The sequence below is a fragment of the Erythrobacter westpacificensis genome, assembly GCF_039542285.1.
GTDB classification, from domain to species: Bacteria; Pseudomonadota; Alphaproteobacteria; order Sphingomonadales; family Sphingomonadaceae; genus Alteraurantiacibacter; species Alteraurantiacibacter westpacificensis.
Genome location: NZ_BAABHV010000021.1, coordinates 262,150 through 288,325, shown reverse-complemented (window position 1 = coordinate 288,325; position 26,176 = coordinate 262,150). Strand labels below are relative to the sequence as shown.

General features: G+C 65.6%; 23 protein-coding genes and 1 tRNA gene. 6 read left to right on the top strand and 18 right to left on the bottom strand.

From position 1 onward, the window contains the following. Positions 1–160: 160 nt before the first annotated feature. Entirely contained in the window at positions 161–1,381 is a 1,221-nt protein-coding gene (locus tag ABFX23_RS14255) for a bifunctional alpha/beta hydrolase/OsmC family protein (RefSeq protein WP_346033664.1), read from the top strand. Here the strand turns inward: ABFX23_RS14255 and ABFX23_RS14250 are convergent. Then, complete coding sequence (locus ABFX23_RS14250) at positions 1,378–4,272, bottom strand: M16 family metallopeptidase (RefSeq protein ID WP_346033663.1); 2,895 nt, start codon at positions 4,270–4,272, stop codon at positions 1,378–1,380. The genes ABFX23_RS14255 and ABFX23_RS14250 overlap by 4 nt on opposite strands. A 65-nt stretch (positions 4,273–4,337) precedes the next feature. Continuing rightward, complete coding sequence (gene purC, locus ABFX23_RS14245) at positions 4,338–5,159, bottom strand: phosphoribosylaminoimidazolesuccinocarboxamide synthase (RefSeq protein ID WP_120076708.1); 822 nt, start codon at positions 5,157–5,159, stop codon at positions 4,338–4,340. A gap of 265 nt (positions 5,160–5,424) precedes the next feature. Here purC and ABFX23_RS14240 point away from each other — a divergent pair, with 265 nt between their 5' ends. Next, the gene (locus ABFX23_RS14240) at positions 5,425–5,826 is read left to right on the top strand and encodes a hypothetical protein (RefSeq protein WP_346033662.1); all 402 of its coding nucleotides are present in this window, start codon (positions 5,425–5,427) and stop codon (positions 5,824–5,826) included. Between the two features lie 58 nt (positions 5,827–5,884). Here the strand turns inward: ABFX23_RS14240 and ABFX23_RS14235 are convergent, their stop codons facing one another. The 7 genes from ABFX23_RS14235 to infA form a co-directional block, all read right to left on the bottom strand. Beyond that, a complete protein-coding gene (locus ABFX23_RS14235) occupies positions 5,885–7,207 on the bottom strand; it encodes a cation:proton antiporter (RefSeq protein WP_346033661.1) in 1,323 nt (440 codons plus the stop codon). A gap of 74 nt (positions 7,208–7,281) precedes the next feature. Then, positions 7,282–7,884 (bottom strand): NAD(P)H:quinone oxidoreductase, encoded by a 603-nt coding sequence (gene wrbA, locus ABFX23_RS14230; RefSeq protein WP_346033660.1) that lies wholly within the window; start codon positions 7,882–7,884, stop codon positions 7,282–7,284. A gap of 275 nt (positions 7,885–8,159) precedes the next feature. After that, a tRNA-Phe gene (locus tag ABFX23_RS14225) sits at positions 8,160–8,234 on the bottom strand. A gap of 91 nt (positions 8,235–8,325) precedes the next feature. Beyond that, positions 8,326–8,490, bottom strand: a complete 165-nt coding sequence (locus ABFX23_RS14220; RefSeq protein ID WP_346033659.1) for a DNA gyrase inhibitor YacG — start codon at positions 8,488–8,490, stop codon at positions 8,326–8,328. Then, a complete protein-coding gene (locus tag ABFX23_RS14215) occupies positions 8,487–9,452 on the bottom strand; it encodes a ribonuclease E/G (protein WP_346033658.1) in 966 nt (321 codons plus the stop codon). Before ABFX23_RS14215 ends, ABFX23_RS14220 begins: the two co-directional genes overlap by 4 nt. Then, positions 9,445–9,999 (bottom strand): Maf family protein, encoded by a 555-nt coding sequence (locus ABFX23_RS14210; RefSeq protein ID WP_346033657.1) that lies wholly within the window; start codon positions 9,997–9,999, stop codon positions 9,445–9,447. Before ABFX23_RS14210 ends, ABFX23_RS14215 begins: the two co-directional genes overlap by 8 nt. Before the next feature lie 46 nt (positions 10,000–10,045). After that, positions 10,046–10,297, bottom strand: coding sequence for a translation initiation factor IF-1 (gene infA, locus ABFX23_RS14205; protein ID WP_119585286.1), 252 nt, complete (start codon positions 10,295–10,297; stop codon positions 10,046–10,048). Positions 10,298–10,551: 254 nt separating this feature from the next. Between infA and ABFX23_RS14200 the strand changes: the two genes are divergently transcribed. After that, complete coding sequence (locus ABFX23_RS14200; RefSeq protein WP_346033656.1) at positions 10,552–13,380, top strand: TonB-dependent receptor; 2,829 nt, start codon at positions 10,552–10,554, stop codon at positions 13,378–13,380. Positions 13,381–13,426: 46 nt separating this feature from the next. Here the strand turns inward: ABFX23_RS14200 and ABFX23_RS14195 are convergent, their stop codons facing one another. The 3 genes from ABFX23_RS14195 to ABFX23_RS14185 form a co-directional block, all read right to left on the bottom strand. Beyond that, positions 13,427–14,848, bottom strand: a complete 1,422-nt coding sequence (locus tag ABFX23_RS14195) for a peroxidase family protein (protein WP_346033655.1) — start codon at positions 14,846–14,848, stop codon at positions 13,427–13,429. 157 nt (positions 14,849–15,005) lie between these two features. Continuing rightward, a complete protein-coding gene (locus ABFX23_RS14190) occupies positions 15,006–16,187 on the bottom strand; it encodes a BaiN/RdsA family NAD(P)/FAD-dependent oxidoreductase (protein ID WP_346033654.1) in 1,182 nt (393 codons plus the stop codon). Between the two features lie 39 nt (positions 16,188–16,226). Continuing rightward, entirely contained in the window at positions 16,227–17,165 is a 939-nt protein-coding gene (locus ABFX23_RS14185) for a GGDEF domain-containing protein (RefSeq protein WP_346033653.1), read from the bottom strand. 9 nt (positions 17,166–17,174) lie between these two features. On the opposite strand from ABFX23_RS14185, the gene ABFX23_RS14180 reads away from it, so the two are divergent. Beyond that, the gene (locus ABFX23_RS14180; RefSeq protein ID WP_346033652.1) at positions 17,175–17,384 is read left to right on the top strand and encodes a hypothetical protein; all 210 of its coding nucleotides are present in this window, start codon (positions 17,175–17,177) and stop codon (positions 17,382–17,384) included. A gap of 22 nt (positions 17,385–17,406) precedes the next feature. Here ABFX23_RS14180 and ABFX23_RS14175 read toward each other — a convergent pair whose 3' ends face one another. Further along, the gene (locus ABFX23_RS14175; protein ID WP_346033651.1) at positions 17,407–18,684 is read right to left on the bottom strand and encodes an APC family permease; all 1,278 of its coding nucleotides are present in this window, start codon (positions 18,682–18,684) and stop codon (positions 17,407–17,409) included. 97 nt (positions 18,685–18,781) lie between these two features. Here ABFX23_RS14175 and uvrC point away from each other — a divergent pair, with 97 nt between their 5' ends. Next, positions 18,782–20,725, top strand: coding sequence for an excinuclease ABC subunit UvrC (gene uvrC / locus ABFX23_RS14170; RefSeq protein WP_346033650.1), 1,944 nt, complete (start codon positions 18,782–18,784; stop codon positions 20,723–20,725). A 6-nt stretch (positions 20,726–20,731) separates the two neighbouring features. Here the strand turns inward: uvrC and ABFX23_RS14165 are convergent, their stop codons facing one another. Continuing rightward, positions 20,732–21,415 carry a CDGSH iron-sulfur domain-containing protein gene (locus ABFX23_RS14165; RefSeq protein ID WP_346033649.1) on the bottom strand — a complete coding sequence of 228 codons (684 nt, stop codon included), beginning with the start codon at positions 21,413–21,415 and terminating at the stop codon, positions 20,732–20,734. Continuing rightward, positions 21,412–22,155: an EcsC family protein gene (locus tag ABFX23_RS14160; RefSeq protein WP_346033648.1), complete on the bottom strand. Its 744-nt coding sequence runs from the start codon at positions 22,153–22,155 to the stop codon at positions 21,412–21,414. The genes ABFX23_RS14165 and ABFX23_RS14160 overlap by 4 nt, the downstream gene beginning before the upstream one ends. A 104-nt stretch (positions 22,156–22,259) precedes the next feature. Between ABFX23_RS14160 and ABFX23_RS14155 the strand changes: the two genes are divergently transcribed. Beyond that, positions 22,260–23,075, top strand: a complete 816-nt coding sequence (locus tag ABFX23_RS14155; protein ID WP_346033647.1) for a universal stress protein — start codon at positions 22,260–22,262, stop codon at positions 23,073–23,075. A gap of 13 nt (positions 23,076–23,088) precedes the next feature. On the opposite strand, the gene ABFX23_RS14150 is transcribed toward ABFX23_RS14155, so the two are convergent. From ABFX23_RS14150 to ABFX23_RS14140, 3 genes are read right to left on the bottom strand one after another with little or no spacing between them, the layout of a single operon-like run. After that, positions 23,089–23,976: an acyl-CoA thioesterase gene (locus ABFX23_RS14150; protein ID WP_346033646.1), complete on the bottom strand. Its 888-nt coding sequence runs from the start codon at positions 23,974–23,976 to the stop codon at positions 23,089–23,091. 47 nt (positions 23,977–24,023) lie between these two features. Continuing rightward, complete coding sequence (locus ABFX23_RS14145; RefSeq protein ID WP_346033645.1) at positions 24,024–24,908, bottom strand: cupin-like domain-containing protein; 885 nt, start codon at positions 24,906–24,908, stop codon at positions 24,024–24,026. Continuing rightward, complete coding sequence (locus ABFX23_RS14140; protein ID WP_346033644.1) at positions 24,905–26,089, bottom strand: GNAT family N-acetyltransferase; 1,185 nt, start codon at positions 26,087–26,089, stop codon at positions 24,905–24,907. The genes ABFX23_RS14145 and ABFX23_RS14140 overlap by 4 nt, the downstream gene beginning before the upstream one ends. Positions 26,090–26,176: the final 87 nt, after the last annotated feature.

The window sequence follows — 26,176 nt, the reverse complement described above, 5'->3', positions numbered from 1 at the left end:
CTGGAACACATGGAACAGTGTCCAGAAGCGAAAAAGCGGAGGGGCCGTTGCAGGCGGGCCGGCGGCAGCATCAAGAGGGATTGAAACGGTTGCATCGTCCCATGCATTGGTGTGCCATGGCGCGTGTAGGAAAGCCGCGCGGCAGGAGGGCTTGCAGAACATGATCGCGACCGAGAAATTCACATTTACCGGCAAGAACGGGCAGACGCTGGACGGGCGGTTGGAACTGCCGCTCTACACGAAGCCGCGCGCCGCCGCGCTGTTCGCCCATTGCTTCACCTGCACCAAGCAGAGCCACGCCGCCACGCGCGTTGCCTCCGCCCTTGCGGCCAAGGGCCTTGCCGTGCTGCGGTTCGATTTTACCGGACTGGGAGGCAGCGACGGCGACTTTGCCAATGCCGGGTTCGCCACCAATGTGGAGGACCTGACCTGCGCGGCAATGGCGCTGACCGATCGCGGCCTGCCGCCGGTGCTGCTGGTGGGCCATTCACTGGGCGGTGCGGCAGTGCTGGCCGCAGCGGAGCACGTGCCGCAGGCGCGCGGCGTCGCCACGCTCAACGCGCCCTACGATGCCGCCCACGTGTTCGAGCACTTCGGCGATGCCATCGACGATATCGAGGAAGACGGCGAGGGCGAAGTGACACTCGCCGGACGCCAGTTCCGCATTGCCCGCGCGTTCCTTGAGCAGGGGCGTGACCAGCCGCAGGGCGAGCGCATTGAAAAACTCGGCCTGCCGCTGATGGTGATGCACTCCCCGCAGGACGAGGTCGTCGGGATCGAGAACGCCCGCCTCATTTTCGAGAAGGCGAAACATCCCAAGAGCTTCGTCGCGCTCGACAACGCCGATCACCTGCTGACCGAAACCGGCAGCGCGGAATATGCCGCGAACATGATCGCCGCGTGGTTCACGCCCTACCTTGCCGACCTGCCTAAAGAGCCGCGCGAGGAGTTTGCGGGGACGGTGGAAGTCTCGACCGCGGGCGGGAAGTTCGCCCAGTGGGTGCGCACCGCCAGCCACGAGTTCATCGCGGACGAGCCGGTCAGCTACGGCGGCAGCGACCACGGACCGACGCCTTACGACCTGCTGCTATCGGCGTTGGGCACCTGCACCAGTATGACCATCAAGATGTATGCGGAGCGCAAGGAGTGGCCGCTCCAAAGCGTGCGGATCGAAATGGAGCACAGCCGCGATCATCACACGGACTGCGTCGACTGCGAAAAGGATGGCACGCCGATCCAGGTGATCGACCGCGCGATCGAGCTATCGGGAGACCTTAGCGAGGAGCAACGCCAACGGCTGATGGAAATTGCCGACAAGTGCCCGGTTCACAAGACCTTGCTGGGCGACCTGCATATCCATTCGACGCTGATACCCGGTTAGGTTTCGTCGCCCTCCGGCTCCGGCAGCACGCGCACTTCCACGCGCTGGGCCGGGTCGAGGTAACGCTGCGCGACCGTGAGCACGTCTTCCGGAGTGACGGCGCGCAGCCGCTCCTCCCCCGCCAGGAAGCGGTCGATACGCTCGCTTTCCGTCTGGGCGCGGTCGATCAGGTTCATCCAGCCGTTGTTGGTATCGAGCGCGTTGCTGTAGGCTTCCAGCAGCGGCTGGCGAGCGCGCAACAGCATGTCCTCGTCCACCGGCCCGGCGCGCAGCGTCTCCACGGCTGAGAGCATGGCATCGCGCGCGGCATCCACCTGCCCGGTGTCCACCTGGGCGGAGATATCGAACGTGCCGTAACCTTCGTAGGTGCGGCTCTGGTCGGCATCGACCTGGGGAGAGTAGGTCTGGCCCAGTTCCTCGCGCAGGACGTCGGTCACTTCCAGTTGCAGCACCCGCTCCAGCATTTCGAGCTGAAGGTTCTCGACATGATCGGAATCGTCGCGGGTGGGCCACACCATCACCAGCATGGCCTGATCGTCTGCGCCGGTGTGGTAGAGCGTGCGGGGAGAGCGATCCTGCGTGAAGCCGCGCTGGCGTTCCTGCGCGTAGTCACCGAAGCTTTCCTCGCGCGGGGGCAGTGTGCCCAGCGTCCGCGCGACGAGGTCGATGGCGTCCTGCTCCTCGAAATCGCCGACCAGCGCAACTTCGATGGCGCCGTTGGCCAATCTGTCCGACACGGCATCGCGCAGGCCCGCGAAGGTCAACGCGAGGTAATCTTCCTTCGGCTGCAACGAGAAGCGCGGATCGCCGTCCGACAGGATCGTGCCGATACCGTTGGTGAAAGCGGCAGAGGGCGTTGCGTTCAGCCGCGCGAAGAAATCCTCAACGTTGCGATAGTACTGCGCTTCGCCGGTCGGGCGGAAGGCGCTGTCCGTAATGGTGGCGGTATAGACCTGCAATTGCAGTTCCAGGTCGCGCGGGGTCGTGGCGGCGGACATGGCGAAGGTGTCGGCGGCCGAATTGACACCAAGGCCGACGCGCCGCCCGGCCAGAACGGTCTGCAGTTCGTCCAGCGTGTGTTCGCCAAGTCCGCCCACGGGCAGCGAATTGAACATGGCGGTGGCGAGGGGGTTCTCCCGCGTATCGAGCAGGTCGCCGCCGTCGATGTTTACCTGCACCAGGACGCGGTCTTCCTGCAGGTCTGTCGGCTTCAGGTTCAGCATCACGCCGTTGGCGAAGCGGATGGTGCGGATATCGAGGCGGTCGTCCACGGTGTCGGACACGACTTCGCCCGGCGTACCGAAATCGGTGTAGGCAAAGTCGACGGCTTCGGCCTGCTCATTCGCTTCCAGCGCCACTTCCATGCCGCTTTCCCACGCGGCGCGCAGGGCTTCCTCGCCGCCTGTGGGCGCGGTGCGCCCCTGGAAGCGGATCAGCGGGTTCTCCAGTGGCACGGCCTCTGCCTTCAGCGCGGCCAGCACGGCTTCGGGCGTGATCAGCGGCTTGTGCTCGTTCCAGCGTTCCAGCGCGCTGGCGGGCGTGGTGGGCACCTGTCCGTCGCGCAGCAGGGTGACGGCGCCGGTGATGAAGGCATTGTTGTCCCGCGTGGCGGCACCTGCGGCGTTGGACTGGATCGCCTGGTCGAGATTGGCGACCTGTTCGGCCACTTCCGCCTCGGTAAAGCCGAATTGCATCGCGCGGCGGTATTCCTCCTGCGCGGCGGCAAGGGCGCGCTGCCAGTCGCCATCGGCAGCGGCGGCGATCAGGTTGGTGGTGCGGCCTTCCTTGAAGAAATCGTTGGTGCCGAAGGCGGCGCCGCGGAACGGCGGGTCTTCCTGCCGGGCGAGGCGTTGCAGGCGACGGTTGACGATGCCGTAGCCGATCTGCCGCAACACACGCGCGCGGCGGCTGGCGACGGTGTCCGTCTCGCCCAGCCATTCGCCGTTGGCGGCAACGGTGATCTGTTCGGACAGCGCCGGGTCGAGGAAAATGTCCGTTGCGCCTTCGTGAGATAGGTCCACCGGGCCAAGCGGCGGGTTGTCCAGCGCGGGCTCTCCCTGCCAGTCGGCAAAATGCTCCGCGATGGCGGCCTCGACCTCGGCCGGGTCATAGTCGCCGATCACGATCACGGTGACGTTCTCGGGACGGTAATAGCGTTCGTAGAGCGCGCGAAGGGATGCGCCGTCGGCAGCCTCGATCGTCTCGACCGTGCCGATGGGCAGGCGCTCCGAAATGCGGCTGCCGGGGTAGAGGAAGCCCAGCGTGTCGATGGTGTTGCGCAGCTGGTAGGTATCGCGCACGCGGCGCTCGGAAAGGAGGATGCCTTTCTCGCGGTCCACCGCCTCGTCCTCGAACAGGATTTCGCTGGCGGTCTCGCGCATCAGCATCAGCGCGGTGTCGAGCAGTTCCATGTCGTTGCGCGGCAGGTCCAGCCGGTAATGCGTGCTGTCGAACCCGGTGGCGGCGTTGGTGTCCGCGCCGAAGGCCAGTCCCTCGCGCTCCAGCAGGCGCACCATTTCGCCCTCGGGTACGTTGGTGGTGCCATTGAAGGCCATGTGCTCGATGAAGTGGGCATAGCCCTGTTCGTCCGCGCGCTCTGCGGCGGAGCCGAAGTCCACCCATAGCTGAACCTTGCCTTGTTCGGGCGGGGTGGCATTGGGGCGGATGATGTAGCGCATCCCGTTGTCGAGTTCGCCCACCACGTATTCGCTGTCGAACGGCAGGTCGCTTCCGACGAGATCGGGAAACGCGTCGACAACGTCGGCAGGGACGGACGATGCCGTGTCCCACGGCTGCTGCGCGAGTTCGGGTGCCTGCGCGTAGGCGGGCCGAACGGCGAGAAGGGGAAGGGCTAGCACGGCGGCAAGTGCCGCGAAGGAACGGGAATTCATGCCCGCCTTCATGGCACCTGCAAGCTTAAGGGGCAATGACCGAGCGCCGGGACCGTGCGCGGGCCTTACTTCTTCGGCTTGGGTCCGGTCGCTTTGGGGGCAGGGGTGCGCAGGCGCGAGCGGTGGGCATCCATGTCCAGCACTTCGCCGGGGCCGTTGTCCTCGCCCGACAGCACGCCGAGGCGGCGGGCCACTTCCTGGTAGGCCTCTTCCTCTCCGCCCAGATCGCGGCGGAAGCGGTCCTTGTCCATCTTCTCGCCGGTGTTGAAGTCCCACAGGCGGCAGTTGTCCGGGCTGAACTCGTCGGCCAGGATCACGCGGCTGAAATCGCCATCGTAGATGCGGCCGAATTCCAGCTTGAAGTCCACCAGCCGGATATCGACCGCGGCGAACATGCCGGAGAGGAAATCGTTGATGCGGATGGCCATGGCGGCGATATCCTGCATCTCTTCGTGTCCGGCCCAGTTGAAGGCGGCGATGTGCTCTTCCGACACCAGCGGATCGCCCAGCGCGTCGTCCTTCAGGTAGTATTCGATCAGCGTGTGCGGCAGCATCTCGCCTTCCTCGATGCCGAGGCGCTTGGCGATGGAGCCAGCGGCCACGTTCCGCACCACCACTTCGAGCGGAATGATCTCAACCTGCCGCACCAGCTGCTCGCGCATGTTCAGGCGACGGATGAAGTGGGTGGGAATGCCGATGTGCGCGAGGCGCGTGAAAATATACTCGCTGATGCGGTTGTTGATCACGCCCTTGCCGTTGATCGTGCCCTTCTTCTGGGCGTTGAAGGCGGTGGCATCGTCCTTGAAATACTGGATCAGCGTGCCCGGTTCGGGGCCTTCGTAGAGGATCTTGGCCTTGCCTTCGTAGATCTGGCGACGGCGGGACATGGGCACGGACCTTTCAACAGCAAAAAAGACTGCGCCCCGGCGACGCGATGGAAGTTCGCGAAAGTGCCGGGGCGCGTTTGAACGAGCGCTATACACCGAAGTGAGGAAGGGGGCAATCAGAGACACCGTGCGCCGAGTCGCCGAGGCGTACACACCCGGTCGGACCAGACGTTTCTCCGACAATCCAACCACATGCGCGATAGCGCTTTGCGGGGGCCGATAGCGTGGTAGCCTTCGCGCCTTCATCAACGAAGGGGGGATACCAATGAAGAAGCTTGCATTCGTTGCCGTGCTGGGCCTTGCAGCCTGCGGAGACGCCGCCACCGAAGAGCCGATGGTGGAAGAAGAAGTCGCGGTCGAGGAACCGGCGATGGAAGTCCAGATGGCAGCAGACGGACAGCCTGCGCCCGGCACCTACGAAGTGGTTCTGGAGAACGGCGACGTTGTTACCGAAACGGTGAACGCCGACGGCACCTACAGCTGGATATCCACCAACGGAGAGACCGGCAGCGGAACCTGGCGCACCGATGGCCCGAACGTGTGGTGCACGACCGGGGAAGGCGAAGAGGAAAGCTGCAACGACGAAATGGTGGACGACGACGGTGTCTGGACCTCGACGGACCGTGAAACCGGCGAGACAGCAACGGTCACGCGCGTCGAAGGGTAATCATCTTTACAGCGAAGCGGGGCGCTGCGGTTCGCGGCGCCCTTTTTCATTCGCAGGGTTACTCCAGCCCGCCCGGCCTTTGTGTGTCGGCCCCGTGATGCGCCCCGTGATGCGCCTCGTGCGGCACCTTCCCACGCTCTATCACCCGGCCCAGCGTCATGCGCTGCACCAGCACGCTGAACAGCACCGCGCCGAATGTGGCTGCCAGCAGCAGGTCGCGCACCGGGCCGGCAGGCAGCGACAGCGCGAGCGCGATGGAAATGCCGCCGCGAAGGCCGCCCCACCACAGCACGCCCCACGCGCCTTCCGCCTTGGGCCGTGCAGCTGGCACCACGCGGGTGGAAAGTGTCACCGCCGCGGCGCGGGCGAACAGGGTGATGGGTATGGCCACAATTGCCAGCCCCAGCTCGTCCACGCCGGGCACCAGCACGATCATTTCCAGCCCGATCAGCAGGAACAGGACGGAATTGAGCAATTCGTCCACCACTTCCCAGAACCGGATCACGTAGTCGCGGGTCACGTCGCTCATCGCGTAGGTTACGCCGTGGTTCCCGATCAGCAGCCCGGCCACGGCCATTGCCAGCGGGCCGGAGATATGCAGCGCGGTGCACAGTGCGTATCCGCCCATCACCACGGCGAGCGTTATCGTCACCTCCAGCGCATATTCGTCCATCGAACGCATGGCGCGAAAGCCGATGTAGCCGAACACGAGGCCCACCAGCAGACCGCCGCCCGCCTCGATCAGGAACAGCCGCGCGCCTTCGCCGAGGCTGAATTCGCTGCCCGTTACCGCCGCGCCCAGCAGGATGGTGAAGACCACGATGCCCACGCCGTCGTTGAAGAGGCTTTCGCCTGCGACGCTGGCCTGCAGGCTTTCGTCCACCTTCTCTTCCTTCAATACGCCCAGCACGGCGACGGGATCGGTGGGCGCGATCAGCGCGCCGAATACGAAATACCAGATCGGCGCCAGCGGCAGGCCCATCAGCATGCCGAGGCCCCAGGCCAGCATGCCGACGATCACCGTGGAGAGGATCACTCCGACGGTGGAGAGCAACAGCACCGGCACCCAGTCCGCCTTCAGCCGATCGAGATCGACATGCAGCGCGCCGGCGAACAGCAGGAAACTGAGCATCCCCTGCAGCAGGGTGTCGGTGAAGTTCATCTCCGCCAATAGGCGCGCAACGGTATCGTCCAGCGTCACGCCGGGCAGGAAGGCATTGGCCGCCAGCAGTCCGATGGCAGCGATGGCTCCCATCACCGTCAGGCCGACGACATGGGGCAGCTTGATGAAGTGGTGGTTGAACCAGCCCAGCAGGGCGCTTGCCACCACCAGCATGGCGGCAAGATCGAAGGGCGAGAGGCCGGCGCTATCGTGTTCCATCAGGTGGCATTAACGGCCAAGCGTCGCAATGCCCATAGTGCTAGCCCTGCCTGCTCGCCCTAGGCTCGTGCCTCTTATGCCGAAAGCTTCGCCGCCGTGTTGGCAACGCGCCGTCCGAGGTATTTCGCTCCCTCGATCTCCGTGTCGCTGGGCTGGCGGCTGCCGTCCGGCCCGGCGATGGTGGTGGCGCCGTAGGGCGCGCCGCCTTTCACTTCGTCCACGCCGTTCTGGCCATCGAAGCCGTAGTCGAGACCGATGATGCTCATGCCGAAGTGCAGCAGGTTGGTGATCATCGAGAACAGCGTCGTTTCCTGCCCGCCGTGCTGAGAGTTGCTGCTGGTGAAGACAGCGCCCGGCTTTCCGATCAGCGCGCCCGATGCCCACACGCCGCCGCAGGTATCGAGGAAGCTCGCCATCTGGCTTGGCAGGCGACCAAAGCGGGTGGGTGCGCCGAGCACGATGCCGTCGTAGCTGCCCAGCGCATCGGGGCCTTCGATCAGCGGGTGCTCGTCATTGGTCTGGAAGCCGAAGTTCTTCACGATCTCCTCCGGCGCGGTTTCGGGCACGCGGCGGATATCGGCCTCGTGACCTGCGTCGCGGATGCCTGCGGCCACGGCTTCGGCCATGGTCGAGATATGTCCGTAGGAGGAATAGTAGAGAACGAGGATGCGAGCCATTTTGGTCCTTTCGATTGCCGGGTTGTCGCCCGTCGCCGGTATTACGGACGAGGGGAGACGCGTAGATTGGTTCTGTCGGTCTTGGCAATGTTGGTGGCAGCGCGCGGTTCCGCAATGGTACCAAAGGCCGTGCCAGGGCACGAAATCGGCCGGGCGGGCCTATCGTTTTCCTGCCGGAGACGCAGCCGCGTTCGCCCTTGCGCCCGGCTTGTCGCCGATCGTTCCGAGCCAGATCTGAGAAATTTGAGGAACACGCATTCTTGCGAAGGCAAAAATGGTGCCCGGGGGCGGATTCGAACCACCGACACGACGATTTTCAGTCGTCTGCTCTACCCCTGAGCTACCCAGGCATCCTGTTCGCGAACGGGCATCTTCGAAGCGCCCGGCGAGCAAGTGAAGCGCGCCTATGGCGAAGCCGCGCGGGCTTGGCAAGCCCCCAAATCAGTCTTCTTTCGCGATATCCTCGGGCGCGGCGGGTTCACCGGGCACGGCGTAGCCGTCGTTGAACCACTGCGCCAGGTCGCGGTCGCGGCACCGGCTGGAACAGAACGGGGTGAATTCCTCGCTACGGGGCTTCTTGCAGATCGGGCAGGGTCTGGTGCTCATAGGGGCACAAGCTGGGCGTGCGGTGCCTCTATCGCAAGGGCTGGATCGGGCCTTGTCGACACCTCGCGGCCCGTTCGGCGGCGCAATTCGTCCAGCCAGTTATCGGTGAGCCGCACGATCACGGCGGGATGGGCGGCGAGTTCGATCCGGCCTGGGCCTTCCACAGCTTCAGCACGGCGGAGCAGCAGACGCGCAGCCGCGCCCGCAGGATCGTGCTGAACGAAGTGGAGCATGGAGGGCCGCTCGAACCGGGAGACGATCTGCACGAAGCCGAAGCCGTTCATCGCGGTGCGTTCATGGTCGAAGTCCGCGAGGGCTGTCTCGATGGCGGCATCGACGGCCTTGCGGTCCGCCCTGGCCTGAAGGGTCGGGAAATCGACGCTCACGATGCCGCCGAGGCCGAACAGCCGAATGGCGCGCGCCAGTGGCTCCACGGCGGCAAGCGCCAGTTCGCGCGGGGGCAGGTGGCCGTCCACATCGACCACGACCATGGCCGGGGTCGGCGCGAAGTGCAGCGAACCGCCGGCGAAATCGACCACGGCTTCGACGGCAAGGTCCCGGATTTCTTCCCAGTCACCTGCCGGAAAGTTCTGAACGATCTTCGCCTCGGGCAGGCTCTCGGCCAGCGACGGGGCGGGGCGCTCCGGCAAGTCTGTCGGACGAACCTGCGCCAGCTTCCGCCGCTTCGCCTCGCCCACGCTGGCGCGAGTGACGGCGAAGCGCATCTGCGCGCCTTCGCTGGCCTCGCGGGGCAGCTTGTCGACCAGCGTCTCCGCTCCGCCGGGAAATGCGGCGCGGCCACGATTGGAGCCCTTGGGTTTGCTTACCAGTACGCCTTGCACCACGGCACCTGGCTCCAACCCGCCGGGCCAGCGCATCCGGGCGGCAACGGCGTGCCCTGCGTGATAGAGGATAGCGCGTTCCTCGCCGATCCCCTGCTCGACGAGCCAGCCTTCAGCCAATGGGAAACCCTGCCGCTCTCAGCAGCGCGCGCGTTTCGTACAGCGGCAGGCCGACGACGCCGGAATGGCTGCCCTGTATCCAGGGGATCAGCGCCTCGGCCATGCCCTGGATGGCATAGCCGCCCGCCTTGCCGTGCCATTCGCCGTTGGCAATGTAGGCGTCGATCTCCTGGCTTGAGAGGCGCTTGAACTTCAGTTGCGTCTCGCTCAGCCGTTCGCGGATCGTGCCATCGGGATGGGCGAGGGCGACGGCGGAAAGCACGCGGTGGCGGCGGCCCGACAGCAGCGACAGGCATTCGCGTGCGGTTGCCTCGTCCTCGGCCTTGGGCAGGATGCGGCGCCCGGCAGCGACCACGGTGTCGCCCGCCAGCACGTAATTTCCCGCGCCGTCGACAGCCTGTGCCTTCTCCCGCGCCATGCGCTGGGCATAGGCGCGCGGCAGTTCGGCCTTGCGGGGCGTTTCGTCGATATCGGCAGGAGCCACGGCATCGGGCGCAACGCCGAGGCGCGCCAGCCATTCACGGCGGCGCGGGCTTGCCGATGCCAATGTAAGGTTTGGGGAGGCGTCAGCCACGGGCGCGCAAGACGGCGCCTTAGCCGTTGTATCCCGGAGGGCCGCTGCGGCCCGGCATGAAGCGATAAGTGATGCGCGCCTTCGTCAGGTCGTAAGGCGTCAGTTCGCACAGCACTTCGTCGCCCACCAGCACGCGGATGCGGTTCTTGCGCATGCGGCCGGCAGTGTGGCCCAGGACTTCGTGGCCGTTCTCGAGCTCGACGCGGAACATTGCGTTGGGCAGCAGTTCCACCACCTTGCCGCGCATTTCGAGAAGTTCTTCCTTAGCCATCCAGTAATCCGGTCCTTGTTTCTGCTTGAGTGCTTTCACGAGCGCGGAACAATGCTGCTACTCGTATCCTTGGGCGCGCCATGTAGCGATACCGGGCGCAAAATGGAAGATGCGCCATGCACATGGCCTGAAATGGCCCGCAAGCTGCGATACATCTGCGACAAAATACGACAAGGGCCCGTATTGCCAGTTCGCGCGTTGCCCAGCATAGGCGCGCCGGGGACGGACGCTGTTTTACCCGGAGATTCCACGAGTTGCCCAAGTTTCAGTCCTGCAGCGCGCTCGCCATCGCTGCCTCGCTTTGCGCCGGTTTTGCAAGTCCCGCCCATGCCCAGGAAGTATCGCCTGAGCCTGCTCCTGCCACCGCGCAGGACGGCAACGATCCCGCAGCGCCATCCGGCGATGACGACATCAACACCATCGTCGTGCTGGGCGCGCGGCTGGTGGACGGGGTCGATGCGCCCGAACCGCCGATCCTGGAACTCGATAGCGAGGACATTGCGGCCTACGGCGCCGGCTCCATCGAGGAACTGCTGCAGGCGCTCGGCCCGCAGGTGAATTCCTCGCGCGGTCGCGGCGGCGGGGGCGGACCCGTGATCCTGGTGAACGGCGTGCGCATCTCGTCCTTCCGGGAACTGCGCAGCTATCCGCCCGAGGCCATCGAGCGGACCGAGGTGTTCAGCGAGGACGTGGCCCAGCGCTACGGTTATTCGCCGGACCAGCGCGTGGTGAACTTCATCCTCAAGGACAATTTCGCCAGCAAGGAAATCGAGCTGGAGTACGGCCAGCCCTTCCGCGGCGGCTTCTCGCAGCAGGAGGTGGAGGGCACCTACCTGCGCATCGACGGGCCGAGCCGCCTCAATCTCAATGTCGAGTGGGAGAACTCCAGCACGCTGACCGAAGCCGAACGCGGCATCATCCAGGCCGACGACAGCGAGCAGCGGCTGGCGGGAGACCCGAACCCGGCGCAGTTCCGCAGCCTGGTGTCGGACAGCTCCGGCGTGGAGGCGACCGCGAACTGGACTACGCGGTTGGGCGATAGCGGCAATTCGCTGTCCCTCAACGCCACCTATGAACGCGAGGATTCTCTGCGACTACAGGGCCTCGATTCCGTGGTGCTAACCGATGACGAGGGCAATTCGCTGCTGCGCACGTTCAACGCCGCCGATCCGCTGACGGTGGATGCCCGCACGAAAAACTATTCCTTCGGCAGCACGCTGAACCTCGGCATTGGCGACTGGGAAGTGACCGGCACGCTGGACGGCACCTATGTCGACGGCATCACCCGCACGGGCGAACGCGTGGATACCACCCAACTGGTCGAGGACGCTGCCGCAGGGCTGGTGGCGATCGACGGTCCGCTCGGCACCTTTGCCGATGCAGGTTTCGATGAGGCGCTGCTCGATACGTACACCGTCAATGCGCTGGCCACCGCGCGCGGAAACCCCGTCTACCTTCCCGCAGGCGACGTGTCGGTGACGCTGCGCGGAGGATACAACTGGAACCGCATCGAGAGCAGCGACACGCGCTCGCTTACCGGCGATACGCAGCTGACGCGCGGTCGCGTTACCGGCGGGGCCAATGTCTCCATCCCGCTGACCAGCCGCCGCGAGGACTTTCTCGGTGCGGTCGGTGATCTGACGCTGAACCTGAACGCAGGCGTCGATTACCTTTCGGATTTCGGCACCCTGCAGGACTGGACCGTGGGCCTGACCTGGGGTGTGACCGATACGCTGACCTTCAGTGCAAACCACATCAACCGCGAGGTCGCCCCCTCGCTCAGCCAGCTCGGCAGTCCGGCGATTGCGACGCCCAACGTGCCGGTGTTCGACATTGCCAATAACGAGACCGTGCTGGCGACCGTCATCAGCGGTGGCAATCCGAACCTGCCTGCGCAGGACCAGAGCGACTGGTCGTTCGGCGTGAACTGGGAACTGCCCTTCATCGAGCGCGGCAGCGTTTCGATCGACTACTACGACAACCATTCCACCGACGTGACCAATGGCCTGCCGACGCTGTCGCCAGAGATCGAGGCGGCATTTCCGGACCGCGTCACGCGCGATGCGACAGGGCGCCTTGTCGAACTGGACGACCGTTTCGTGACCTTCGCCGCGCGCGACCAGCGGCGCCTGCAATTCGGGCTGAACCTTTCGGGCCGCATCGGCGGCGACGATGAAGAAGGCGGTGGTCGCGGCGGACCCCCTTCGGGCGCGGCGCGAGGCGGTCCCGCTGGTGGGCCGGTAGGCGGTCCGCCCGATGCAGAACGCATGGCGCAGATGCGCGCGACGTTCTGCGAGCGCGAACCGGGCGAACTGGTGGACCTGTTCAACCGCGCTCTGGCGGCCCAGGCAGCGGGCGAGGAACCGCCGCTCGGCCCCGATGGCGAACCGATCAGCATCCCGCCGCGCATGCTGGAGCGGCTGGCGGGCGAGAACGGCCAGGTCGATCCCGAACGCTTCGCCGCCGTGCGGGAGCGCGTGTGCAGCACCGACGCCGCAGACCCGCAGCAAGCGCGCGGCGAGGGCGGTCGTGGCGGCAGAGGCGCTCGTGGGGGTGGCCGCTTCGGGCGGATGATGGGCGGCGGCAACGACGGCCCGCCAACCGGACGCTGGTTCTTCAATCTCGACTACACGCTGGAACTGGAAAACACCGTGCTGATCGCGGACGGCCTGCCCCGGCTCGACCTGCTGGACGGCGATGCACTGTCGGGCGGCGGCGATCCGCGCCACGGCGTACGGGCGCGCGGCGGGGTGTTCTACGATGGCTACGGCCTCATCGCCTTTGCCAACTACACCGGTTCGTCCCGCCTCGACGGAACGGGCCTTGCAGACAGCACGGATCTGTTCTTCGACGATTACATCACCGTCAACCTGCGCGCCTTTGCCGACCTGGGTCAGCGCGCAAGCCTGGTGGAAGACGTGCCGTTCCTGAAGGGATCGCGTGTGGGACTCAGCATCGACAACCTGTTCGACGCGCGTCAGACAGTAACCGACAGCAACGGTCTCGTGCCGCTGCGCTACCAGCCGTTCCTCGTCGACCCGCGCGGGCGCAGCTTCGAGATCGAGTTCCGCAAAATGTTCTGATGCAGGGCGGGGAGGCAGGAAGCACCTGCCTCCCTGCAATGCTGTATTACGGCTGCGCGACCGTCACCAGCTTGCCCAGCGTGTCCCACTCGGCGCGCGGCGTCCAGTTACGGTTCGCGCCCAGGTAGGAGTGATCGTCCAGTTCCAGCAGGCCGATGATCGTCTCTGCCACGATGGTCGCGCCCACCGGTCCCAGCGCCTCGCCTTCCTTCGTGCTGCCGTCTTGCTCCGCGCGGCCGATCGCTTCGGCCTCGGCGAGGATATACAGCCACAGCGGTACGCCGTCGGCGGGCAGGGTCTTGCTGAGCTTGGCAACCTTCTTCAGCACCCTGTCGATGGTCTTCTGCTCGCAGCCGATCGCCTCGGCCACCTTTTCACCGCCCGGTAGCAGGAAGGTATTGCCGCGCAGCAGGTTTCGCGTGGCTAGCGAGTTCTCGTCCGGTGGGGTGATGAATGGCAGCGCAAGCAGGTCGCCCGCCAGCTTCGTGTCCAGCTTCTGCGCGCGCTCCACCTGCCGGTTCTCCGGGGTGAAGAGCAATTCGTGCCAGTCGACTACGCCCTTGGGGTCGGTCAGCGGATCGAAGCCGCTGCCAAGGATCGTACCGAACAGCTCTAGCGCGGACTGTCCCTTCTGCACCTGCACCTTCATCGGGATCATCGAGTGGCCGAAGCGGTAGGCCGCGACGGAAAACTCGATGGGGATATAGGGCACGCTGCCGCAGTAGTGCTGCCGCCCGCAGCCAAGGATCCTGTGCACCACCGGCGCACCGCACATGGCCACGAGGAAATCGTTCACCACGGCCCACTGGTAGTGCCAGGTGGTCTGCCTGCGGGCCTTTTCGTAAAGATCGTGCCCCTCGTAGCCGTCCTCGGCGTGCAGCGTGTCGCACACGTGGTTGTGAAAGCGGATGATGGCGAGTTGCAGCTGGCTGATCACGCGGTTCTCGTCGTTGCGCGGATCGCCGATGATCGCCCGGCCATTGGGACTGCGCAGCAGGTCGCTGTCGCTCAGGCCCGCCTGTCCGGGATTGTCGGCGCCGGTCAGCAGTTTCGCGCCTCCGAATGCGCCGCCCTGCATATAAAGATAGGGCTGCGCTTCGGGCCCGAGGCCGTAGATGCAATCGAGATCCAGCGTGGGCGTGCGCACGTTGGCGATTTCGCCGGGGTTGTCGACCACGCTATCGAACGTGGTGGAAGCATCCAGCGTGATGTCGTGGTCAACGAACTGGCCGAAGAAGACCATGCCCACGGGCACGCTATCGGTCCGGTCGTTGGCGGACTTGCCATCCATCGGCCCGTTCTTGGCGCCGATCTCTCGCAAGGTGGCGGGCGGGGTGTAGGCCGGGTGCAGGTTGCCGAACAGGCGTCCGAACCGGTCGTCCCGCTGTTGCGTTTCGTAATGGCCGCGGACGCAGTAGGCAGACATGCCTTCCAGCGGCTTCATTCCATGATGTTCGTGGTCAGTCATTGCCAATCTCCTCGAACCCGCTCTTCGCGAGCTGGGTGTTCGACTCAGGGGAATTGCGATTGTTGGCGACCTGTCCCGGAGTGGATCAGTTTCGGGAGACAAAACAACGACGTTAACCGTATTTGGGCGTGAACGCGGCACGTTTGGCGGAAATTAACTATAACCCTTGCGCGCAGGCGTGGGCGCTGGCCCACGCCCACTGAAAATTGTAGCCGCCCAGCCAGCCCGTGACATCCACCGCTTCGCCAATGGCGAACAAGCCCGGCACCTTGCGCGCTTCCATCGTCTTTGACGAAAGCTCGCGGGTGTCGATGCCGCCCACGGTCACCTCGGCCTTGGCGAAGCCTTCGGTGCCGCTGGGGCGGAAAGACCACGCCGCCAGCTTCTCCTCGCCCGCGCGCAGGGCCTTGTCGGGCACGTTGCCCAGATCGCCTTCTATACCCAGCCGCTCTGCCAGCACATCGGCCAGCCGATCCGGCAGGCGATCGCGCAGCACGGCGCGCAAGGGAAGGGAGGGCCGCGCGCGCTTTTCCTCCAGCAGCCAGCCGGGCCGGGCATCTGGCAGGAAGCAAATCGTCACCGGATCGCCGGGCTTCCAGTAACTGCTGACCTGCAGGATGGCGGGGCCAGAAAGCCCGCGGTGGGTGAGGAGCGCGGCCTCGCGAAACGTGGCTTTGTTCGCCGTCGCCTCAACATCTGCGGAGACGCCGGACAATTCGCGGAACAGCAAGTCTTCGCCGCCCAGCGTCAGCGGCACGAGCGCGGGGCGCGGCTCGACCACTTTGAGGCCAAACTGGCGAGCGAGACCGTAGGCGAAGTCGCTCGCGCCCATCTTGGGAATTGACGGACCGCCCGTGGCAATCACCAGCGAGGGGGCGGCGAAGGTGCCGTTCTGCGTGGTGACGGCGAAGCTTTCGCCCTCGCGTTGCACCTGGCGAACATCCTCGGTGCAGCGGATATCCACCGTGCCGGGATCGGCGGCGCACTCGTCCAGCAGCATCTGCACGATCTGTTTCGCAGAGCCATCGCAGAACAATTGGCCCAGTGTCTTTTCGTGCCAGGCGATCCCGTGCTTTTCCACCAGCGAGAGGAAATCGCGCGCGGTGTAACGGCTTAGCGCCGACTTGGCGAAATGCGGGTTGGCGGAAAGGTAATTGGCAGGACCTGCACCGATGTTGGTGAAATTGCAGCGCCCGCCGCCGGAAATGAGGATCTTCTTGCCGACCGAGGCGGCGCGTTCCAGCACCAGCACCTTGCGTTCGCGCTGGCCGGCAACCGCCGCGCAGAACAGCCCTGCAGCGCCGCCACCCAGGATTATCGCATCGTAGCCTGCATTCATGGCCCCCGCGTTAGGCGCGAAAAGGGCGCGCGTCCAAGCCTATGCAGACGGTCTTGCCAGCACGATGCGATCGCGGCCCGACTGCTTCGCCTCGTAAAGCGCCTCGTCCGCGGCTGCCAGCGCGGAACGCGTATCGGGATAGGCGAACACGTCCGCCACGCCGCCGCTGAAGGTGATCAGGCCGAACGGCTCTTTCGTGCGCCTGTTCACCAGCTTGCGAGAGGCCAGCGCTTCACGCTCCGTATCTAGCCGGGTTAGGGCTTCCTTCGGTCCGCACCCGCGCATCAGCAAGACGAATTCCTCTCCGCCGTGCCGCGCGATGTGGCATTTTTCGCCGGATATCGCGCGCAGCAAATCCGCCACCACGCAGATCACCCTGTCGCCTGCGTCGTGGCCGTGGGTGTCGTTTACCTGCTTGAACAGGTCGATATCGCAGAAGGCGACGCACAGCTGTTCGACGGTCGCCTGCGCCTCGCGATATTCCTTTTCCAGAAGGGCCTCGAACGCCCGCCTGTTGGGCAGACCGGTCAGGAAGTCCACTTCCGCGTCGCGCCGTGCCCGATCGAGATTGCGGCGCAGCGAGGCGGCTTCGTCCTCCGCCATGCGCAGCTCCTCTTCCGCCTTGCGCGAGCGTTCCAGCATGGCGCGGGCATAGTCCGCCAGGCTGGCGATCACGTCGTTCGTATCGGGCGTCGCATCCAGCGCATCGACGTGTTCGGCCAGCGCATTGCCATAGTCGCTGTTGGCATCGCGTGCGCTGCGGGTGCTGCGGGAGAAATGGCTGATCCCGGCTTCGAGTTGCTGCGCCAACTGGTCTACCGCGTCGTCCGCAACGGGCATTTCGACCGCGATCGCGCGGTCCAGCCATGACTGGCTGATACGTTCGCCGCACTCCAGTTGCCGCCGGATGCGCCGCTCCAGCCCCGGATTGAGGCCCGCGAACGCGCTGTGCGCGGTGGCAAGGTTGGCTTGCGTCACCTCCAGGTCGTGATCCAGCAGGAATGCGCCGATTTTCTTCAGCAGGCGCGCACGGGCCTGTCGTGCCAGATTTTCGCGCGATCGCCGCTCTTCTCTGCCATGATCGTTTCGGCCAAGGCCAAACCAGCCGAGCAACCCATTGCCGGCACCGTTGGATATAGGTCTGCCATGAAAACTCATACGGCCGAGAACGGCTGCGGGCGCGCCGCCTTCACCTAGGGATCAGCACCTAGGCGGACATTCAGGTCTCGATCGCCGCGTTCTGCCGAACGGCAAGGAAATAGAGGCCGGTGCCCACCACGAAGATCAGGCCGAGCATCTGATAGGCCTCGGCACTGGCATGGGTGGACACCCAGACCGTCGCGATCACGGCCAGCAAGGCTGCGGGCAGGTGCCACCATGGCGCCTTGCCGCCGTCGCGGCGTTCCAGCACCGGCAGGGCGAGGGCGGAGAGCAGGTACATGACCAGCCGTGAAAGGGTGCTTGCCACCGCCAGTGCGGCGAACCCGCCCCACAGGCTGAACAGGATCGCCGCCCCGCCATAGAACAGCACAGAGACATCGGGGGTCAGGAAGCGGGGAGAAACATGGGCGAAAGCCGCGGGCAGAGTGCCCTGTTCCGCCATGCCGAAGGTCATGCGCGGAACCACGATACCGCCGTTGAGGATGTTGGCTGCGACCGAGAACGCTGCCGCCAGCGAAATGACGACCACGCCCGCTTGCCCCGCTACCTCGTTCGCCGCTGCGGCCAGCGCGCTTTCTCCGCCGCCTGCATCGGGAGCGATGGCGAGGTAGGCCCAGATCACCGCCATGTAGAACAGCGCGACCGCCGCCAGCGTGGTCATCAGCGCCAGCGGGATGGTGCGGCGCGGGTTCTTCAGTTCGCCAGCGGGGAAGTTGCCGTTCTCGAAGGCCATGTAGGCATAGAACGTCAGCAGCACGACGCTTTCGAAATCGCTGAACTCGGGTAGGCTGAAGCCGATCGCGGGATCGCGCGTTGCCAGCCCCCAGACCACGAGTACGGCCAGCGGGGCAAGCTTCATCACGGTCATCAGGCCCAGCGCGCCCACCGAAGCGCGCATGCCGACAAGGTTGATGATCGTGACGAAGGCGATGAAGGCGATCACTGCGGCAGAGCCGATCAGCGGGTCTTCCAGCACCGGGAACAGCACGGCGAGGTAGGCGATGGCGACATGCGTGTTCGCCGCCACGGCCACCACCGCGCTGGCATAGCGCATCCAGCCGGACTGGAAGCCGAAGAACTTGCCGAACGCGGCATTTGCATAGAGTACCGGCCCGCCGTGCCCGTCGAACCGCATGGCCAGCGCCGCGAAGACCCAGGCCAGCGGCAGGATCAGCAGCGCGCCCAGCAGCATCATCCACGGCGCGAAATTGCCCACGGCAGCCACCAGGATGGCGGGCATGGCGAAGATGCCCGATCCGATCATCCCGTTGACCGGGAACAGCGCCGTGCCCCAGAAGCCTACCGTTCGCGGCAAGGTGGCAGACTTGTTTTCCATGCAGCGTTCCCGTCAGTCTGCGAAAACGCCACGCTGCCTTGTGGGCACGGCCAGCGCAAGCTTTGCCAATCGCCCTCTCACCACCTATCTGAAGCCCATGTCGCGAACCGAAGCCGGATCCCCTTCAGACCCCCGCGGTGCAGAGCGTTTCAACGAGGAGCGCGCCACCTACACCGTAAAGGGCAGCACGCAGCCCGATATCGAGGCGGGCGTGACGGCGATCCGCGAAGTGGTGAAGACGCTGAAGCCCAAGCCCGGCGTCTACCGGATGCTCGATGCGCGCGGCGACGTGCTTTATGTCGGCAAGGCGCGCAGCCTGAAAGCGCGGGTGGCGAATTACACGCAGGTGAAGAACCTGACGAACCGGCTGCAACGCATGGTCAGCCAGTGCCGCGGCATGGAAATCGTCACCACCAATTCAGAGGCCGAGGCGCTGCTGCTGGAAGCGCAGTTCATCAAGCGCTTTCGCCCGCCCTACAATGTGCTCTTGCGCGACGACAAAAGCTTCCCCTTCATCCTGCTGCGCGAGGGGCACGATTTCCCGCGCATCATGAAGCATCGCGGCGCGCGCAAGGCCAAGGGCAGCTATTATGGCCCTTTCGCCAGTGCCGGATCGGTGAACACCACGATTAACGCGCTGCAGAAGCTGTTCCTGCTAAGATCCTGCACGGACAGCTTTTTCTCCCGTCGGGACAGGCCCTGCCTGCTCTACCAGATCAAGCGGTGCAGCGCCCCGTGCGTCGGGCGGATCGACAAGGAAGGTTACGACGAACTTTTGCGAGAGGCGAAGGACTTCCTCGGCGGCAAGTCCGGCGCGGTGCAGGCACGGATCGAGCAGCAGATGCAGAAGGCGGCAGAAGACCTCGACTTCGAGACCGCCGCCCTGCTGCGCGACCGCTTGCGCGCCGCGACGTTCATTCAGGGCTCGCAGGCCGTGAACGCCGATGGCGTGGGCGATGCCGACGTTTTCGCGCTGGCGGCCAAGGGAGGGCAGATCGGCATCCAGGGCTTCTTCGTGCGCGGCGGGCAGAACTGGGGTCACAAGGCCTTCTTCCCCACTCACACGCAGGACACCGACCTCGACGAGGTGCTGGCCCGCGTGCTGGCGCAATTCTACGAGGAAGTGCCGCCCCCGCGCACCATCCTTGTGGACCGAGAATTGCCGGAGCAGTCCTTGCTGGAAGAAGCCTTCGGCGAGCTTGCAGGGCGCAAGGTTGAAATCAGCGTCCCGCAGCGCGGCGACCGGCGCAAGCTGATGCAGCAGGCCAGCCGCAACGCGACGGAGGCGCTCGACCGACGGCTGGCGGAAAGCGGCACGCAGGCGAAGATCATGCGCGAGATGGCGGATTTCCTCGAACTGCCCGATATTCCCGCGCGTATCGAGATCTACGACAACTCGCACATCCAGGGTAGCAAGGCCGTGGGCGCGATGGTGGTGGCGGGGCCGGAAGGCTTCATGAAAAACCAGTATCGCAAGTTCAACATCCGCGAGGCGCAGACGAACGACGATTTCGCCATGATGCGCGAGGTCATGTCCCGCCGGTTCAGCCGCGTGATGAAGGAAGACCCGGACCGCGAAGGGGGCATGTGGCCCGACCTCGTGCTGATCGACGGCGGCAAGGGGCAGATGTCCTCCGTGCGCGATACGCTGGAGGAGCTGGGCATTGAGGATGTGCCGCTGATCGGCATTGCCAAGGGGCCGCACCACGGGCGTGAGGGGCGCGAGGTGTTCCACTTCCCCGACGGGCGCGAAAAGATGCTGCCCACCAATTCGCCGGTGCTGTTCTACCTGCAACGCCTGCGCGACGAGGTGCACCGCTTCGCCATCGGCGCGCACCGGGCCAAGCGCAGTCGCGCCATTTCCGCCTCACCGCTGGACGAGATTCCGGGCATCGGCCCGAGCCGCAAGCGCGCGCTGCTGCTGCACTTCGGCACGGCCAGCAAGGTGCGCGCCGCGGCGCTGGACGATCTCAAGCGGGTACCCGGCGTCAGCGAAAGCGTGGCGCAGACGATCTACGACTTTTATCACGCTGGCGGATAACTCTGATCAGTCCTTGTCGGACCAGCCGATTTTCACGTGGGTGCCGTCGCAGAACGGCTTGTTGCCGCTCTGGCCGCAGCGGCACAGGGCCATGCGGTTGCGCCGTTCGTAATTCTCGCCGTGGGCGGAAACCATGCGCACGCCGCCTTCAACGTAGAGCGGGCCGGAGCATTCCTCCGCCGGGTCCTGCGTGGTGGAGATGCGCGGATCGCGCTGCGGGTGAACCGGTTCCCCGGTAACATTATCGATCGCCACCAGGCGACCGGAGACGCAGTTCGATACCTGGTCGAGGAAAATCGCCGCAACTTCGGGATCGCCGGTCTTCTCCACCTCGTCCCACACGGTCTGGTGCGTGTCGCAGAAGCGGGCGAGGGCGCAGAGGTCTTCCTGATCGAGCAGGGTGAAGCGCGGGCCTTCCAGGCGCTTGGCCTGCTCCGCGTAGGGCGCGCGGTCCGCCACTTCGGTGCCGTCGAAGCCCTCGGCATGGCTGTTGTCGCAGAAGGGCTTGTTGCCGCTCATGCCGCAGCGGCAGAGGAAGTAGGTCTTCCTCTGCTCGAAATCGCCGGTCGGCTGCCATTCGATGGATTCGCCGCGCTCGTTCACGGCGATGCTCTGCTCGCCCAGCGGCACGCGGCCTTCGACCTTGTAGGGCCCATCTTCGGTGACGGTGATCTTTGCGTCGTCGCTCATGTCGCACTCCCCGGGGTGCCGGCCTGTGCCTTCAGCCGCCGTTCCTGAAATGCGAAGCGGGCGGCCTTGCCGACGTCGCTCTGGAACGACGAGTTCACGATGCCGCCGATGGCCGAACCGACGACGGGCACGATCATGCCCGCGCGGCTGCGGAAGGACGTGAGCGCGATGGCGCGCGAGACGCGTTCCACCGCCTGGTCGATCACCGGGGTGATCTCCTCGTGGTCCGCCTTGATCAGTTCACCGTCGGGGCCGATGGCAGCCTCCAGCGCGGCGATGCGCCGATCGCGCTCTTCCGTCTCGTCGAGCGCGGCGAGTTCCAGCACCTGCAGGCGGAACAGCTTTTCGCGCGGGCCGTCGCCGGGGTAGCCATAGGCCTTGCCCGTATCGCGGATGACGCGCAGCGCGATGGCGATGGTGGCGGGGATATCCAGCCCGGCCGTCACCACGCCGCCGAAACCCGCTGCCGCGCCGCTGGCGCCGCTGATGCCGCTGGCCGCGCGAGCAACGGTCTTCGCGGCCTTGCGTGCTGCTTCGAGGTCTGCCGGATCGTGGGTGAATTTCACCAGCGGCGGCATGGCCACGGCCGTGTCGAGACCTTTCAGGACCGCCTCTACCAGCCATTTCGGCACCACGCCGGCAATCGCCTTGCCGAAGGGATGGGTCAGCCGCTCGATACCCCGTCCGAGGCGCGAGGGCTTGCTGCGGCGGAAGCGCGCCTGCTCTTTTGCGAAATCCATGGCGGAATAACGAGGGTGAACGAAGCGCGTTCCCCTTGTTGACGCGCATCAATGACCGGGCCGCCCAATCTCTGTTATACGAGTGTATCGAGGAGGAAGACACGATGCGCTCTATTCTGGTCCACGCGATGAACGATGCCGGTTTCGATGCCCGCCTGCAGGTGGGGCTGGACCTGTGCCGACGGTTCAACGCCCACCTTACCGTCCTGCAGACGATCACCTACGACCTCGTCGTGCCCACCGATCCCTTCGGTGTCTCGGCGGTAGAGGTATCGCAGGCGAGCATGAAGCTGGCCGAGGAGTTTCGGGAGAAGGTCGAGAGCAAGCTGAAGCAGGAGGATGTGCGCTGGGACTGGCACGTCGAGGCCGGATACCAGGTGCAATGCCTGATCCGTCATGCCGCCCTGAACGACCTGGTCCTGCTGGGCGGCACGCCCGACGGCAGCGAAGGACGCCGGTCCTTCTCGCTGGCAGGCACGCTGGCCATCCATTGCCGCACGCCCATCATGGCCGTGCCGCATACGGCAAACGGATTTCCCGCCGATACGGCAGCGGCGCTGTGCTGGAACGGCTCGATGGAAGCGGCCCGCGCGATGCGCGCCGCCGTGCCGCTGCTGTCGGCGGCGAGCGCTGTGCATATCCTTTGCGTGGGCGATCCGGCCGAGGAAGGGGACGAGAAGCTTCCCGCAGTCTCGGCCGCCGATTACCTGGAACGGCACGACATCGACTGCGAGATCGTGCAGCTGCCGGCAGGAAAGGAGCCGGTTCACGAAATGTTGCGAAAGGCGGCTGAGGCGCGCAAGGCGGGCTTCATGGTAATGGGTGCCTATGGCCAGCCGCGCATTGTCGAGACGCTGTTCGGCGGAGTGACGCGCAACGTGCTGGCAGAGCCGCCGATGCCGGTTCTCATGGCGCACTGACGCGCGCTGAGGGTCAGGTGTGGCGCAGCATGCCTTCCTGCGCCACGCTGGCCACCAGCCTGCCGTCGCGGGTGAAGATCTGCCCGCGCCCCAGTCCGCGAGCGTGGCCCGACCACGGCCCTTCGGTGACGTAGAGCATCCATTCGTCTGCGCGGAAAGCTTCGTGGAACCAGATCGCGTGGTCGAGGCTTGCGCCCTTGATGGAGGGATTGAAGATGTTCTTCCCGTGCGGCTGGAGAGCCGTCGCCAGAAGCTGGAAATCGGAGATGTAGGCCAGAACCGCGCGGTGGACGGCGGCTTCTGCCGGAAGGTTCGCCACGGTACGGAACCACACGTGGCTGATCGGGTCACGTCGCTCCGGGCGTGCCCAGTCGCGCGGCTCTACCGAGCGGAAATCGACGGGTGAGGGGCGCATGGCGAGAGTGCGCAACTGCCCTTCGGGAAGCGCTGCGGCAATCTCTTGGCGAACTTCTGCGTCCGAAACGAGATCTTCCGGCCCCGGCACGTCGGGCATCTGCGGCGCCTGGTGGGAAGGACCGTCCACCGGCAACTGGAAAGACACGGTCAGGTTCAGGATGGGCTTGCCTTCCTGGCTGGCCACCACCCGGCGGTTGGAGAAGCTGCGCCCGTCGAGGTCGCGCTTCACCCGGTATTCGATCGGCAGGTCGTCGCTGCCGGGACGCAGGAAATAGGCGTGCAGCGAATGCGCCTCGCGCGCGTCATCCACCGTGCGCCGCGCTGCGCCCAGCGCCTGCGCAATGGCCTGCCCGCCGAAAACGCGGCCCGTGCCATCCGGACGGCGGCGGCCGATGAAGCGGTCCCCGCCCTTGGGTTCGAGATCCAGCAGCAGGACGAGGTCTGCAACGAGTTGTTCGGGAGTGAGGGCTGATTGCGATGCCATTGCCTGCGCCATTACCCTTCCGCCTGCCTTCGTCAAGCGCGGGCAGGCTAAAGCAGGCCGGGTATCCGCCGGGCAATGCGCGCGCCGAAAGCCTTCACCGTGTTGCGCCTGGGCCAGCGGCGGGTCGACGCGGGCGTCAGGCCACAGCGGCGCAAGAGGTGATTGAAAGCCCGCGCGTCGGCCTCTTCGTAACTCCACGCAGAGCGCCAGGTGATCGACAGGGAAATCGAGGGTTCCGGCCCGTTGCGCACGTAATGCGGGGCCATCACCGGCACGTAGATCGCGTCGCCGGGATGCAACTGGAAGGTCAGTCCGTAATCCGAAAAATCCTCGCGCCAGCCGAGTTCGCGCCCGCCCCCGGTGTGATAGGTTTCGTGCACCTTGTCCGGAGCGAAGCGGTTGTCGCCTGCGGGGAACACCGTCATCGCCTTGCTGCCGCGCAATTGCAGCAGGATGTTGTGCTCCGGGTCGAAATGATAGGGTGTGACGGCGTCGGGACTGGAGACGAAGATGAAGCCCTGCGGCGTCAGCAGCTCGCCCGTGGCGCGCTCTATCTCCTCGCGCAGTTCGTCCAGCAGTTCGTGCAGCAGCCCGGCGTAGGCGGCATCCTGTTCGATGTTCTTGAGCACGGCCCAGCTGTTCGCGGCGTCGATCTCGCGGATGGTTTCACCGATGCTGCGCGAGGGCGCGGCGGGCTTTTCCGTCACGCCGATGGGCAGGTCGCCGCGATTGTATTCGACGCTGGCGGCAGGCAGGCTCTCACCCAGCAGGGCCAGCGCATCGAGTTCGAGCAGCGGATGTTCGACCATGTCGTGCGTCAGCTTGTGCGGCCCTTCGGGATAGGACGCGGCGAAATAGGCGCGGCTGCGTGCCGGAAAGATCTGCTTGCCGCCGATGGAGCGGCCGTGAAGGTTGCCGACGTAGTGGCTCATTGCAGTCCTCTCGCGCCGCGTCCGGTCTCGAGCCGGATCAGTGTCCTGAAGGCCGCCCGGCGCAGGCCGCCTCCGATGCCGATGGAACGGCGCTGGATCGCCCGGCGCTCGCGCCACAGGTGATCGATCATGGGGTGATCCTGCGCGGCGCAGCTATCGGCCCAGTCGATGTCTTCGCGGTCCAGCAGCGCGAGGTTCTGTTGTTGCAGCAGGACGCCGGGGGAGAAGCGGGCATAGTCCTCGTCGAACGCGGTCTTGAAGGAATAGGCGCCCGGCGCGGTGAGGAAGTTCGCGAGCATGGCGATAGGCTTGCCGTCGAGGCGCAGGGCGAGGCGTTCCAGCCGCCCGCGCGCCGCAGAACCGGCAATCGCGAACCGGAACAGTTCCCGCGTGGCAGCGTGGCTGCGCATGGCGGAGCCGCTTTCGCCTTTCCAGCCACGCGCCTCCAGATCGAGGAACTCTGCCGTCCATTCGGCAATCTGGCTGTAGTCCGTCAGGCGTTCGAAAGTAACCTCGCCTTCCTCGCACAGGCGGCGCTGCTGGCGCCGCAGTTCCTTGCGCTTCTTGGCGGAAAGTGCGGCTTCGAAGTAGCTTTCGGAAGCCTGGGCCGAGCGCAGCATGGCGCGCTCCTCCTCGAAAACCGTGGCAGCCGGGCGCGCGTCTTCACGCAGCACGGCGGCGAGTGCATCGTGCAGGCGGCCTCGGGTGGGCACATGGGCGAGGTGGAGGAAAAGCGAGAGGCGCGTGTGCCGATCGCACCATGCCAGCAACGCGCGCCAGAACTCGTGTTCGAACCCCTGCGCCACCAGTGGCTGGCCGAGAAAGACATTGGGATGAACCCAGTTGGCAAGGTGGGGAATGGGATGGCCGTAGTAATTTCCTGACTGGATCACGGGCATCAGGCCCGCCAACTGGCCGTCAGTCTCGAAGGTGAGGATGGTCACGTTCCCGGCCTTGTCCAGCGCTCGCAGGGAGGGGAGCAGGTACCAGCTCTCGTAAAACGGGTTCGGCTCGCTCGCCCACTCGGCCAGCGCGTCCCATGCCGCGATCCGGTCCCGGCGGTCGAACTCGCGCCAGGCCCGACGCTGCATCCTCACGCGCGGGGCGGCAAGGCGCCCGACAGCGGCGATGGTGCCGCCGTTGAAAGCGCCGAGCCGGGGAAGGGGTGCGTCATAGGCCAAGGAAAAAGGTTAACCTCTCGTCGCGGAATCGGTCGAAGGACATTGCGCCTTCTAGGGGGCAGGGCGACAAGGAAGGATTAAGCGCAA

Bases quoted from the DNA above. Each gene is read 5' to 3' on its own strand.
- uvrC (WP_346033650.1), top strand. From the start codon at position 18,782: ATGTCGCGAACCGAAGCCGGATCCCCTTCAGACCCCCGCGGTGCAGAG.
- ABFX23_RS14240 (WP_346033662.1), top strand. From the start codon at position 5,425: ATGAAGAAGCTTGCATTCGTTGCCGTGCTGGGCCTTGCAGCCTGCGGA.
- ABFX23_RS14255 (WP_346033664.1), top strand. From the start codon at position 161: ATGATCGCGACCGAGAAATTCACATTTACCGGCAAGAACGGGCAGACG.
- ABFX23_RS14175 (WP_346033651.1), bottom strand. From the start codon at position 18,684: ATGGAAAACAAGTCTGCCACCTTGCCGCGAACGGTAGGCTTCTGGGGC.
- ABFX23_RS14220 (WP_346033659.1), bottom strand. From the start codon at position 8,490: ATGAGCACCAGACCCTGCCCGATCTGCAAGAAGCCCCGTAGCGAGGAA.
- ABFX23_RS14160 (WP_346033648.1), bottom strand. From the start codon at position 22,155: ATGGATTTCGCAAAAGAGCAGGCGCGCTTCCGCCGCAGCAAGCCCTCG.
- infA (WP_119585286.1), bottom strand. From the start codon at position 10,297: ATGGCTAAGGAAGAACTTCTCGAAATGCGCGGCAAGGTGGTGGAACTG.
- wrbA (WP_346033660.1), bottom strand. From the start codon at position 7,884: ATGGCTCGCATCCTCGTTCTCTACTATTCCTCCTACGGACATATCTCG.
- ABFX23_RS14250 (WP_346033663.1), bottom strand. From the start codon at position 4,272: ATGAATTCCCGTTCCTTCGCGGCACTTGCCGCCGTGCTAGCCCTTCCC.
- purC (WP_120076708.1), bottom strand. From the start codon at position 5,159: ATGTCCCGCCGTCGCCAGATCTACGAAGGCAAGGCCAAGATCCTCTAC.
- ABFX23_RS14195 (WP_346033655.1), bottom strand. From the start codon at position 14,848: ATGACTGACCACGAACATCATGGAATGAAGCCGCTGGAAGGCATGTCT.
- ABFX23_RS14235 (WP_346033661.1), bottom strand. From the start codon at position 7,207: ATGGAACACGATAGCGCCGGCCTCTCGCCCTTCGATCTTGCCGCCATG.
- ABFX23_RS14145 (WP_346033645.1), bottom strand. From the start codon at position 24,908: ATGAGCCACTACGTCGGCAACCTTCACGGCCGCTCCATCGGCGGCAAG.
- ABFX23_RS14165 (WP_346033649.1), bottom strand. From the start codon at position 21,415: ATGAGCGACGACGCAAAGATCACCGTCACCGAAGATGGGCCCTACAAG.
- ABFX23_RS14155 (WP_346033647.1), top strand. From the start codon at position 22,260: ATGCGCTCTATTCTGGTCCACGCGATGAACGATGCCGGTTTCGATGCC.
- ABFX23_RS14190 (WP_346033654.1), bottom strand. From the start codon at position 16,187: ATGAATGCAGGCTACGATGCGATAATCCTGGGTGGCGGCGCTGCAGGG.
- ABFX23_RS14150 (WP_346033646.1), bottom strand. From the start codon at position 23,976: ATGGCATCGCAATCAGCCCTCACTCCCGAACAACTCGTTGCAGACCTC.